The organism is Paenibacillus typhae, assembly GCF_900099765.1.
GTDB classification, from domain to species: domain Bacteria; phylum Bacillota; class Bacilli; order Paenibacillales; family Paenibacillaceae; genus Paenibacillus_AQ; species Paenibacillus_AQ typhae.
Window position 1 is genome coordinate 19,150 of the sequence record NZ_FNDX01000031.1, and the last position, 12,755, is coordinate 31,904.

The 12,755-nt window shown below is 55.8% G+C and carries 7 protein-coding genes and 2 pseudogenes; 5 read left to right on the forward strand and 4 right to left on the reverse strand.

Annotated elements, in window-relative coordinates:
• Positions 1 to 3,128 (reverse strand): annotated as a pseudogene (locus BLR64_RS20855) (hypothetical protein); the annotation flags it as partial.
• 311 nt (positions 3,129 to 3,439) lie between these two features.
• Between BLR64_RS20855 and BLR64_RS20860 the strand changes: the two are divergent.
• Complete coding sequence (locus BLR64_RS20860) at positions 3,440 to 4,537, forward strand: YheC/YheD family endospore coat-associated protein (protein ID WP_090717094.1); 1,098 nt, start codon at positions 3,440 to 3,442, stop codon at positions 4,535 to 4,537.
• 90 nt (positions 4,538 to 4,627) lie between these two features.
• A complete protein-coding gene (gene asd, locus BLR64_RS20865) occupies positions 4,628 to 5,416 on the forward strand; it encodes an archaetidylserine decarboxylase (RefSeq protein ID WP_090717096.1) in 789 nt (262 codons plus the stop codon).
• A gap of 90 nt (positions 5,417 to 5,506) precedes the next feature.
• Here asd and gpmA read toward each other — a convergent pair whose 3' ends face one another.
• The 3 genes from gpmA to BLR64_RS20880 form a co-directional block, all read right to left on the reverse strand.
• The gene (gene gpmA / locus BLR64_RS20870; RefSeq protein WP_090717097.1) at positions 5,507 to 6,256 is read right to left on the reverse strand and encodes a 2,3-diphosphoglycerate-dependent phosphoglycerate mutase; all 750 of its coding nucleotides are present in this window, start codon (positions 6,254 to 6,256) and stop codon (positions 5,507 to 5,509) included.
• A gap of 509 nt (positions 6,257 to 6,765) precedes the next feature.
• The gene (locus BLR64_RS20875; RefSeq protein ID WP_090717099.1) at positions 6,766 to 7,551 is read right to left on the reverse strand and encodes a helix-turn-helix domain-containing protein; all 786 of its coding nucleotides are present in this window, start codon (positions 7,549 to 7,551) and stop codon (positions 6,766 to 6,768) included.
• Positions 7,552 to 8,446: 895 nt separating this feature from the next.
• Positions 8,447 to 10,201 carry an aminotransferase-like domain-containing protein gene (locus BLR64_RS20880; RefSeq protein ID WP_090717101.1) on the reverse strand — a complete coding sequence of 585 codons (1,755 nt, stop codon included), beginning with the start codon at positions 10,199 to 10,201 and terminating at the stop codon, positions 8,447 to 8,449.
• 149 nt (positions 10,202 to 10,350) lie between these two features.
• Between BLR64_RS20880 and BLR64_RS20885 the strand changes: the two are divergent.
• The 3 genes and pseudogenes from BLR64_RS20885 (at position 10,351) to BLR64_RS30595 (ending at position 12,671) form a co-directional block, all read left to right on the forward strand.
• A pseudogene (locus tag BLR64_RS20885) lies at positions 10,351 to 10,912 on the forward strand (pyridoxamine 5'-phosphate oxidase family protein).
• Between the two features lie 124 nt (positions 10,913 to 11,036).
• The gene (locus BLR64_RS20890) at positions 11,037 to 12,344 is read left to right on the forward strand and encodes an aminotransferase class I/II-fold pyridoxal phosphate-dependent enzyme (protein WP_090717103.1); all 1,308 of its coding nucleotides are present in this window, start codon (positions 11,037 to 11,039) and stop codon (positions 12,342 to 12,344) included.
• Positions 12,345 to 12,560: 216 nt separating this feature from the next.
• Positions 12,561 to 12,671, forward strand: coding sequence for a hypothetical protein (locus tag BLR64_RS30595; RefSeq protein WP_020429695.1), 111 nt, complete (start codon positions 12,561 to 12,563; stop codon positions 12,669 to 12,671).
• Positions 12,672 to 12,755 lie beyond the last annotated feature (84 nt).

Sequence of the window (12,755 nt, forward strand, 5' to 3'; positions counted from 1 at the left end):
CGGCCTGCTACCGCATCGTCTGCCAGCTTGGAACCGCCGATGCTGCCGTCTGGCAGCAGCTCCGCACTCCGGACTTCACCGGACAGATGCTCCAGCGTGATCTCGCCTTTGCCAATGTGACGGCCGGTTACTGCGTCGTTCACCAAATGACTTCCATACACACTGTCTGCCGCCAAATGGCGGAAGCTGACGGAATCATCGGCGAGCTTGGAGCCGCCGATACTGCCGTCAGGCAGCAGTTCGGAGGTACGCGTCTCCTCTGACAAATGCTTCAGCGTAATGCTGCCTTTTTTGATATGGCGACTGTCTACGGCTTCCTTGACCAGATGGTCGCCATACACACTGCCGGGAGCCAGCTTCAGCGGGCCGATGGTGCCATCCGCCAGTTTTTCGGCACTGATGCTGCCGTCGGGAAGCCACTGCGCGCTGATAACTTCCTCAGACAAATGGTCAGGTGTTATTTCGCCTCCGCCGATATGACGGCTGCTTACCGCATCATCCGTCAGATGGCTGCCGTCCACACTGCCGGGCGACAGATGGCGGGAGGTCACCGCCTCATCCGCCAGCTTGGAGGCGCCGACACTGTGCTCAGGCAGCAGCTCGGAGGTGAAGACCTCCTCAGACAGATGATCCAGCGTAATACTGCCGCTGCGGATATGGCGGCTGTCCACCGCTTCTTGAATCAGGTGGTCACCGTATACACTGCCGGAAACCAGATGAGAAGCATCAATGGAGCCTTCGGCCAGCTTATCGCCGTCTATACTGCGCTCAGGCAGCCACTGCGCGCTGCGTACTTCCGCGGCCAGATGCTCCAGGGTGATCTCACCCTCGCGGATATGCCGGCTTGCTACCGCATTCTCCGCCAGATGATCGCCTTCCACACTCTCCGGCGACAGATGGCGGGAGCTCACCGCTTCATCGGTCAGCTTGGAGCTGTTGATACTGCCATCCTGTATCTGGATGGAGGATACCGAGCCGGGCAAAATATGCCCGTTCCCGACAGACATCGGCCGGATATGGGCACCGCCGACGCTTCCCGGAGCCAGATGTCTGCCTTGTACAGCGGCATCGCTGATCGAAGCCGGAGCAACAGCTCCCGGAGCCAGATGCTCGGTGGTTACTGCAGCAGGCACCAGCTTGGAGGAAGTCACACTGCCGTCTGCAAGTTTAATGGAAGTAACAGCAAGATCGCTGATTTTATCGGTAGAAATGCTCTCCGGTGATATCTTTAATGAAGTAACGGCATGATCTGCCAGATGATGCGGCTGTACCACACCCGCCGCCAGATGGACCTCCTTCACTGCTCCGGAAGCCAGCTTATCCCCCGTCACAGCCCCGGCCTGCAGTGCGGTATTGCTTACACTGTGCTCAGCCAGATGTCTGCGCTCAACAGCTCCTGGAGCCAGGTGCTCCGTATCCACAACTCCGCCCTGCAGCACACGGCCGCCCACACTGGCATCCGCCAGATGCTTTTCTTCAACGGCACAGAAGGCGATATGCTCACCGCTCACACTTTCCCGGGCGATTGCATTGGCGTTCACGGCACCGCCGGCCAGCTTCGCACCGGTCACTGCTCCGTCCGCGAGTTTGGCTGTAGTTACGCTATGCGGAAGCAGATGCTCAGCATTGACAGAGTCATGCGCAAGCGCTTTGCCGCTTACCGAGCCGGCTGCAAGATGGCTCCCCAATACGGCACCGGCCTGCAGCTGCTCTGACCCGACAGATTCTGCCGCCAGATGGGACTGGTCCACCGCCTCACGCTGTAAATGAGCGGAGGAGACGGACTGCATGGCGATCTGCGGGCCTCGGACGGCTGACTTGGCCAGATGGCGGGTGGTTACTGCCTCATCAGCCAGCTTATGCGTCAGAATGCTTTGATCGGCGATTTTGGAGGAGGTGACTGCCTGCTCTACAATCTGGGCCGTCCCTACTGCTCCCTCTGCCAGCTTCACAAACGTAATACTCCGGTCTGCCAGATGATGCCCGTTAATTTCCCCGTCGCCGATATGCGACCCGTTTACGCTTTCCGGACTTAAATGCTGGCTACGTACAGCCTTTTCTCCAAGCTGCCGCGCTCCTATTGCACCATCAGCCAGGTGAGTGCTCTCGATAACTGCGGAACCCAGCTGCTCTTTGCCGATCAGACGGCTGGCCAGCTGTTCACGCCCGATCGCCCCCGGAGCCAGGTGCTTCGCCGATACGGTCCCTTCCTTGAGATGGCGGCTGTCAATGGCACCTTCGGCGATTTTGTCGCCGCTGATTTCGCCGTCGGCGATTTTGTCGCCGGATACCGCATCATCCGCCAGCTTGGAGCGGTCAATAATCCCGTTGGCCAAATGACGGCTGACGATGCTGCTGCTGAGAATTTTCTCGCCGCTTACGGCGCCGTCCTCCAGCAGCTCGGAGGTAATCAGCAGCTCGCTGAGATGCCGTCCGGAAATCGAGCGGTCCGCAATCTGCTCCCCGCCGATTGTCCGGTCAGCCAGCTTTTCAGGGCCGATGCTGCCGTTTTTCAGCTTTTCGCCGCCGATGGAATGATCCAGCAGCTTGCCGCCGCTGATGCTGCCTTCCGCCAAATGCTCGCCTGAAATGGATTCGTGGGCGATTTTAGAGGAGGTAACCGCCTTTTCAGCAATGTTGATGCTCTGTACCGCATAATCCTGCAGCCATGGTGTACCGATAATGCCGAATTTCAGCTTGGACCCGTCAATCGTGCGGGGGGCGATTTTGGAGCCGGTAACCGCCGCTTCGGAAATATCATCGGTATAGACCTTCTGCAGCCGTTCCTTTTCTGTCAGCAAAGGTTCAGCAGGGATGCTTACCCGGACATCCGTCTCGTTCAGGAGCGGAGCCTCGGCTGCCGGCTGTTGCTGCGTCTCTGGCTGTAGCTGCGGAGCCGGTTCAACTGTAACAGCTTCTGCCGGAGCCGGAAGCTCCGCCGTGCCTACCCCGCTGACCACCAGTGTCTGATCCGGCGTATCCGCCACCGTATCCGTTTCCCCGGTTGATGTATCCCCCTGTACTCTTTGACCGCTACGTAGCATGCTCAGTTCTGTTTTATTGGGATTATCCACATAATAAAGACGCCGTTTGGATTGGTTATGCCGGTTCTTTCTGGAGCCCTTCACAAGCAGTCTCCTCCTTCCATCGATTGTTTCTCCTTGGCATCATATGCAGTGGCATAGGCGGATGACACCCTTTTACACCAGGCCCGGCATGGTTTAGCAGTACAACATTCATCTTTTTTAACCGGATATCCCCCTCTTCTGAAATATAAGAATGAGGTATAGTGTAAAACTTATAAATTCTTATATTTTAAAAAAGGGCATCTGCCGCCGCGCATTCGTCCATCCTCAAGCCCCAGTACAAACATACAATGCTAGAGAAGCGGAACCGCCGTCACAGGGCGTCATTACAGAAGCTAACAGGAGGAACGAACATGGGGCAAAAGCTCGTGGGGATACTGCTAAATGCCGCTATGCACCGGGGCGTTCCCCGGTTAAAAACGGGACAGGAGTCGCTGGAGGCCTACGAGGAGGCTGCTGCCGGATATGGAATGGTTCCCTGCTTCCTGCAGCTGTCCGATATCAATCTTGAACCGGGATTCAGCGTGGCTTATGTGAAAGGCCTTCAGGGATACCAGCGGACCGTCGTCCCGACGCCGGCCGTCATTCATAACAGGGCCATTTTCAGCCCGGGCAGTACCGGAATCGAACGGCTGCTGGGGCAGGGTCTCCAGATTTTTAATACATGCAACCGTTATGGAAAAGATCACATTCATGGTCTGCTGCAGCAGAATGAGGCTTTGCGGGGATTCTTGCCTGACTCTGCAGCCGGGCTGGCCGGACTCAGGGACATGGTAAACCGCCATCATGATCTCATTCTCAAGCCGTGCCGCGGGAGTGTCGGGAAGGGCGTCATGCGCCTGTCGCGCAAAGCCGGTTCCCGGCGCTGGAGCTGGACTTATCTTCCTGCCGGTTCCCGCCGCTATGTCAGCAGAAACGTCAGCCCGGAGAATCTGCACCCGGCGCTGCGGGCACGCTTTGCTGCCATGCCTTATCTGGTGCAGGAGCGCATTCCGCTGGCTGAAATGAACGGCCGCCCCTTTGATCTGCGTGTCACTGTTCAGCGCGGATGGGGCGGAGACTGGCAGGTAACCGGCATGTTCGCCAAGCTTGCGGCACCGGGCGGCTTCGTCTCCAATATCGCCAGGGGCGGCGAAGCGTTCAGCGCCTCTGCGGTGCTGGAGCAGGTCTTCGGCGGTGAGGCGGCTGCAAGCATCCGCAGGTCCGTCCAGATGCTCAGCCTCTCGATCGCCCGCCAGCTGGAGCAAAGTCTGCCCGGACTGGCCGACATCGGGCTGGACATCGGTATCACCAAAGACCTGCGCCTGTACTTTATTGAGTGTAACGGGCGCGACCAGCGCTACGGCTTCCAAAAAGCCGGGCTCAGCGGCACCTGGAAGGACAGCTACCGCAGACCCATGGGCTATGCCCGTTTCCTGCTGGATAACCCCTCCAGGTATATCCGTTATTGATTTGTCTCCTATTCTATGTCAATATAATGCAGAGCAGTAACGGCCCCGGCTTACGGGACCGTTACTCTGCAAGACGGAAGGGAGATAATCATGGTTAAACAATTGCTGCGGCTGATGACCGAGCTGTCTTCGCATAGGTGGCTTTCCCGGTTAATGGGGGCTTTTTCCCATAGCAGACTCAGCCGTTTTTTGATCCCAACATTTATACGGACTTATCATATTCCTGCCGCCGAAGCGGAGAAACCGTCCGGAGAGTATCACACGCTGAATGAATTTTTCAGCCGCAGGCTGAAGCCGGGCATGCGCCAGATCGCAGAAGGCGCGAACGCCGTGGCAAGTCCCGTAGACGCTCTGATCACCGCGATGGGCGAGATTCATTCCGGAACCATTATGAATGTCAAGGGTCAGGATTACCTGCTGGAGGAGCTGCTCAACCACTCACCGCATCAGGAGCTTTACAAAAAGGGCTTCTTTTTCGTCCTGTACCTCAGTCCGACCGATTACCACCGTATTCACTCTCCGCTTACCGGACGCCGGATTGAGAGCGATTATATCCGCGGACGGGCATATCCAGTCAACGAATTCGGCATGAGACATATGAAAAGCGTGCTGAGCCGCAACGAACGGCTCATTACTTATATTGCCGGAGCAAATGGTGAGGCCGCCGTTGTGAAGGTGGGCGCGATGAATGTCAGCAGTATCCGCTATTCGGATGAGCAGGCTGATCAGTGGCTGATCGGCGATGACCTCGCCTATTTTGAATTCGGCTCCACAGTAGTATTGCTGCTTGAGAACGGGACCTTTACCCCTCGTCCCGGACTTGCGGAAGGAACCAAGGTCAGGATGGGTGAACTGCTCGGAACGCAAAGCAGGCCTTAGCTTGAATCCTGTTATCTTTGCAAAAAGGGTACTCCATTTGCCGGTTAAGGCAGGGAGTACCCTTTATTGTGGTTTGATTCTCAGGCTCCGTTATTCCATTACCTTGCCCGGGTTGGCTACATCGCGGGCCTTCTCCTGTACCTCTTCAGGAACACCGAGATAAAAACGGCTGACCGGCTTCACGTCATCATCCAGCTTGTAGACAAGCGGGACTCCGGTGGGCACATTCAGATTCAGCAGGGTCGGCTCATCCAGATCCTCCATGAATTTAATCAGTGCCCGCAGCGTGTTGCCATGGGCCGAGATCAGCACCCGCTCCTTCTTGCGGATCAGAGGCACAATCCGATTGTTCCAGAAATCGCCGACGCGGCCGACGGTATCCTGCAGACTCTCACCGCGCGGGATATCGCCTTGGCGGACCTCTTTGTAGCGGACATCGTTGCGGGCATACCGCGGATCATCCGGCGTAAGCAGCGGCGGACGGACCGACAGGCTGCGCCGCCAGATATGCAGCTGCTCTTCCCCGTATTTAACGGCGGTTTCGCTTTTGCTCAGCCCCTGCAGCGCCCCGTAATGCCGCTCGTTCAGCTTCCATGATTTCTGCACCGGAATCCAGAGCAGGTCCATCTCCTCGAGCACATAGTTCAGCGTCTTGATCGAGCGCTTCAGCACAGAAGCAAAAGCAAGATCGAAAGAGTAGCCCGCTTCCCGGAGCAGCTTGCCGGCGGCTTTGGCCTCCTGAACCCCTTTCTCCGTCAAATCCGGATCACTCCAGCCCGTAAACAGGTTCTGGCGGTTGTATTCGCTCTCTCCATGCCGTATCAACACGATTTCGTACATACTCTCTCTCCTTTACCCTTTGGCTCATTTGCTTGCTGTTCTGATTATACGATACTCCGGCAGTCTGTATCCGGCTTCTGTATGGGAATGTAGCCCCTCCTTACCCTTATACCCCGGCAGGAAGGGACAGATACGCATAGCCGGAAATACGTCTCACGGCCGCCAAAACCGGAAATCAAAAAACCGGCCGCCTGCCGGCTCCGGTTCTCTGCTGAAACTGCTCTATACTTACGTTATTTCTGTTATTTCCGTTATTTCATATAAAAGCTTTAGAACCACTGATCAGTGGCTGCGCCGCTCATCTGTTTCATACGTCTCCAGCGGCTCCGGCAATAACCGGCGCTCCCGCACTTGAGTGCATTATTTGAAATCCGGCGTCCTCTTAACATGCCTGTTTCTCCCCTTTCATGCTGCGTATACATCTTCTGCTAAACCAGGTTGCAACGTATTTACCCTCAGCAGAAAGGGCTGAAACAAAGCGGCACACGTACCGGAAGACCCACAGGCGGTCAGCGGATCTCGGAAGGACTTTTACCGGTGTGCTGCTTGAATTGGCGGCTGAAAAAGAAAATGTCGCGGTATCCCAGCGCATCCGCCACCTCGGTCACATTCATCCCGGCATACAGCAGCAGATGCTGTGCCCGCTCAATCCGGGCTCGGATCACATAAGACTGCACTGAAGATCCGGTGATCTCCTTAAATTTAATAGAAAAGTAGCGCGGGGACAGGCCCGCCCGGGCGGCCAGATCCTCGACCCGGTGCGAAGCCCCGGGATGCTGGCTTACATAATTGGCCACCTCATGGATAATTTCGGTCAGATGATTGCTGACATGCCGTTCTACCGGCATCATCCGGTCCTCACGCAGCAGATGAATCATCAGCTGCTTCAGAATCAATCGTCCCTCCTCCTCAGCGGCAAAGGTCTTCACCAGAAACAGCCGCACATAACGGGCCAGCAGATGCTCGAACTCCACCGTTTCATTCAGTTCCCGGTAAGGCTCGGGGATCTCGGTCACCGCTTCGGTCACATCAAAATGAATATATGTAAGAACCAGAGGCTTTTGCGGATTATGTGTCGCATGCGTATAATCGCCCGGCCGGAACAGGAAGCAGCTTCCCTTGCCCACCTGAAAAGGCGTACCGTTGCGCACGACCGTCCCTTCCCCGCTCCAGACATAGAACAAATCATAATTTTGCAGCGGCTTCTCTCTTTTCTGCCACCTCCAGCCCGGTTCACAGACGATCTTCGCCAGGGCCGGAAGTATGACAAAAGAGGTCGGCGATGCGTGAAGCATAATTTTCCCCTCCTAAAGGTTGTTTACCTATAAAAAATTGAACGGATCATTGTAATTTTCGGGATTGGTTGTAACTCCGGAAATTGTTGGAACTCCGGCCTCTGTTTGCGGTAAAAATCAGCTGACTGCTTAGGCATCCGGAGAGAGCTTGTCTGTGCCGAAATGCTTTCGAGGGAGACGCGCTCCCTACAATTCCCCCTGCCTTGGGCTGATTGCCGGACTGGATTTTCCACAGTTAAACAGACAAGCTTCCCGTGGACGTCAGCTTATCAGATTAAGTGGACTTAATCCTATAGTGGAGTGCTTTGGGTCTGATATTGGTGTTATTAAGGGGATTTTTCCCTTTAATTGATCACTTTCGGCATGGTATTGATGCCATTAAAGGGATTTTTCCCTTTAAATGAGTACTCTCGACTCGCTATTGATGCCATTAAAGGGATTTTTCCCTCTAAATGACCACTTTCGGCCCTCTACTGGTGTCATTAAAGGGATTTTCCCCTCTAATTGAGTACTCTCGGCATGCTATTGGTGCCATTAAGGGGATTTTCCCTTTATTTGAGTACTCTAGGCCTGCTACTGGTGCCATTAAGGGGAATTTTCCCTTTATTTGAGTACTTTCGGCACGCTACTGGTGACATTAAGGGGATTTTTCCCTCTAATTGAGTACTCTCGGCATGCTATTGGTGCCATTAAGGGGATTTTTCCCTTTAATCAAGTACATTCGGCACGCTACTGGTGACATTAAGGGGATTTTTCCCTTTATTTAAGCACTTAGACCGCTTTTCTAAAAGACTTATGCTCATTTAGCTCTTGGCTACGATTCCGGCCCAATTAGCTCCTGCATCAAGGCAAAATCTATTCAGCACCCTTTTTTCTTACCTTTTATAATACCTTGTCACGCGCGGTTTTGCACATCATTCCACGCCAGCTGCAGGCGGTTCACGCCCTCCTCCAGCGCTGCGGCATCCAGGTGGGAGAACGAAAAGCAGGCTGCCGCCCCGGAGGGCCTTATCCGGTACAGCGCGGCGTCGCGGAAATCTGCACCGCGCCGGAGAGCCGCCGTCCGGAAGGCGGCGAATTCCGCGTCTGTGCGCAGCCATCGCGCATAAAGATGCAGGCCGGCGTCGCCCGGCAGCACTTCAAAAACCGTCCCGAGCCGCGCGGCCAGCAGCGTCCGGAGAAGACGCGCACGTTCACCGTAAACGCGCGTCATGCGCCGCAGGTGTCGGCTATACCCGCCGGTACCCATGAAACGTGCTAAGGCGCGCTGTTCCAGCTGGCCCGCGGGCAGCGGCTCATACAGCGCCTTGGCGGCGGTTACCGGCGCCACCAGTGATGAAGGCAGCACGGCAAAGCCTACCCGCAGCCCGAAGAACATGCTGTTGGAGAAGGAGCCGACATAAACGACCCGCTCCTCCCGGTCAAGTGCCTTCAGCGGCTCAATCGGCCGTCCGCCCCAGCGGAACTCGCTGTCATAATCATCCTCGATGATGACAGCCTGATGACGCCGGGCCCACTCCAGCAGCCTGCGCCGCCGCTCCAGAGGCAGCACAGCCCCGGTAGGAAACTGGCGGCTCGGCGTGACGAACAGCAGCCGGGCCTCCCAGTCCTCCGGGACCATTCCTTCCGAATCCACCCTGCCCGGGAGCAGCCTGCCGCCGCTGATCTCCACTGCCCGGCGGATGCCGTGATAGCCCGGGTCCTCAACCACAGCGCAGCTGCCCTGCTCCAGCAGGAGTTGGGTCAGGATGACAATGCCCTGCATAGAGCCGCTGAACAGCACGATCTGTCCGGCCTCTGCGCGGATACCGCGGGTAATCCGCAGATGGGCGGCGATCGCCCGCCGCAGCCCTTCGTCACCCTGGGGCGGGCAGTAGCTGTCCAGCAGGCCGCCTTGCTTGCCCCCGGCATAATTCAGCGCGCTCCGCCACTCAGAATACGGGAACTGCCCCCGCTCCATACCGCTGCTGCGGAAGCTGATGAAGCCGTCCCCGGCCCGTTCATAGACAGAGAGCTGCCGCTCCATCAGCCGCTCTCCCCAGGCACTGAGCTTAACCGGCGCTGTTGAACCCGCCGTCCTGTTCCCGTAATCCGGATCGCCCTCTGCAGATGCTCCTCCACTGATAGCCGCGGCCACAGTCGTACCAGCACCAGCCCCCGGCCTGCTACCGCCACCGTCTCTCAGCTCAGCGCGCTCATCCTCTCCGGGCAAGCCTCGGAATGCATTGCTCCCCTCATATGCAGCAGTCCCAGCACCAGCCTCAGGCACATTCCAGCCTCTGCCTCCCGGCACGGAACCGGCTGTCTCCCCGTGCTGCTCAATTTCAATTCCCGCCCGGTTTGCCGGCAGTTCTCCGGCATCTTTCCTTCCGCCGTCCTCCCCAAACACGTCAAACACGCCGGCCTCCGAGACAAAGGTGCCGCGCCCCCGTTCGGTTTGGATGTAGCCGTCGGCCAGCAGCATATCGTATACCTGCGAGGCCGAGCCGCGGGACAGCTGGTACAGCTCTGCCAGCTTCCTTGTTGAAGGCAGCCGGGTCCCTCCCGGCAGCGTGCCGCCAATGATGGCTGTGCGGAGTGCATGATACAGTGCAAGATATTTGTAGCGGTAGATGTCGAGATACTGTTCATAAGGCAGCGTAAAATTCATGCCTCTCCTTCTCCCTCCAAAGTGGACCATTAAAATTAATGTAAACCGGTCCTTTTTTTATGTCAATTCTTACTCTATGCTGATTGAAATCTGATAGGCACCTGCACCCACATGTATCTGCTACTCAGTAAAGGAGAGGATGACCAGCCATGCGCAGAAAAGAGTTCAAGATCGAACAGGAAGAGGAAATCACAGCTTTTCTCCAGGGGATGAGTTTTGGCTTTCTGGGAACCGTTACTGAACAGGGGCTCCCCCGGGTGACACCGCTGAACTTCGTATATTCGGAAGGCCATTTCTATTTTCACGGCAGCCATGCCGGAGGCAAGATGGAACACATCCGCCGCCAGCAGCAGGTCTGCTTCACCGTAGCAGATGAATTTGCGCTGATCCCGTCCTATTTCAGCGATCCTGAGCTGGCCTGCCCGGCCACCGCCTATTTCAAAAGCGTGACAGTCTTCGGGCAGGCCGAGCCTGTGGAGGATCTCATTGAAAAAGCAGCCGCTTTATCTCTCTTCATGCAAAAGCTGCAGCCTGAAGGGGGTTGCGGTTGTCCGGATCACCCCCGATGAGCTGACCGCCAAATTCAAATTCGGCCAGAATCTGAAGGAGGAGGGGCGGGCAGGCGTTACGCGCGGCCTCACAGAACGCGGCGGAGCCCGCGATGCTGAAACACTGGAAATGATGAAGAAATACTGCCCCTACCATTCCTGACGGAATTTTTCGAAAAGTATTCAAAAAACGCGGCTTTCTTCAGTGACGCAGGCAGGCCACGGTGATATAATGTTAGGCAATGTTAACGTATATATCCCAGAAGAATACCGGAAGGATGAAAGTGATGAATCCACTGGCTGGACAATTGAACGACAATATCAAGGCAGGCAATGAACATGTGTACGACATGCTTTCCAATCTTGGCAAAGCGATCTATTTTCCAAAAGAGGGCATTCTGAGCCAATCTGCCGAGGCGGCGGCTCACGCCAAGAAGTACAATGCTACCATCGGTATCGCCACCGAGAACGGTGTCCCTATGCATCTTGCCGTCATTCAGGATAAGCTGTCCGCATACAGTCCCAAAGACCTGTACGGCTATGCGCCTCCTGCCGGCAAACCGGAGCTGCGTACCGTATGGCGGGAAAAGATGCTTCGCGAAAACCCTTCGCTCGAAGGCAAATCCTTCGGCAATCCCATTGTAACCAACGCCCTTACCCACGGGCTTAGTATTGTTGCCGATCTGTTCGCCGAGGAAGGCGATGCCATCATCTATCCGGACAAGAACTGGGAGAACTACGAGCTGACCTTCGGAATCCGCCGGCTCAGCCGCATCGTCAATTATCCCCTGTTCACTGAAGATATGAAGTTTAACAGCGAAGGCCTGCTCGATGCACTGCTGGCCCAGAAGGACAACGGCAAAGCCATCGTGCTGCTGAACTTCCCTAATAATCCTACCGGCTATACACCGGGCCTTGAAGAAGGCGAAGCGATTGTCGCCGCCATTCTCCGTGCTGCCGAGGAAGGCATCAATGTTGTCGTGGTCAGCGATGACGCCTATTTCGGGCTCTTCTTTGAGGATTCACTCAAGGAATCCCTGTTCGGCCGTCTGGCCAACCTGCATCCGCGCGTGCTGGCCGTCAAGGTTGACGGGGCTACCAAGGAAGAGTTCGTCTGGGGCTTCCGTGTCGGATTCATCACTTTTGCTTCGCAAGACAAAGAGCTGCTGGCTGCCCTGGAGCAGAAGACGCTCGGCATTATCCGTGCAACGATTTCCAGCGGAGCCCATCCTTCACAGACCTTTGTGCTGGATGCCCTGAAAGCGCCGGAGTTCGCGCAGCAGAAGGAAGAAAAGTTCCAGATCATGAAAGGCCGTGCCAACAAAGTGAAGGCACTGCTGGACAGCGGCAAATACGGTGACGACGTATGGACCTATTATCCGTTCAACTCCGGCTACTTCATGTGTCTGAAGCTGCACACGGTGCCGGCCGAAGCCCTGCGTCTCCACCTGATCCACCAGTACGGACTGGGCACGATCGCCCTGGGCGAGACGGATCTGCGCGTTGCCTTCTCCTGTATCGAAGAAGATCAGCTTGAGGATCTGTTCGACATGGTATACGCAGGCATCCGTGATCTGGAGCAGGCCAGCAAATAAGCTTAGCCAATACAAGCAGACAGTCCCGGATTACCGGGGCTGTTTTTTTTCGAATTCTAAGGGGCGTTGTTTAGCTTTGGAGCCAGCTGCCATGCCAAGTTTTAAATTTGTAGGGTTATTTTGCAGCCTCATGGCATTGGCCTATACACGTTCTTCCCTCCGCACATACAATACGGTGTACTCAAGTACAACAACACATTCGAAAGGGGAATGAACATGAGCGAAGAAGTAAGAGGCGGATACGGATACCCTGGATTCACAAGCACTGGCGCTATTCTGGTTCTCTTCATCCTGCTGGTTATCATCAGCCGTTCACTCTTTGTCTAACTGAAATCTTTTGATATACAGCAAAGAAGCCTTGATGCGGAGCCTGTGCTCCCTTCAAGGCTTCTTGCTGTTATGCTTGCTTCT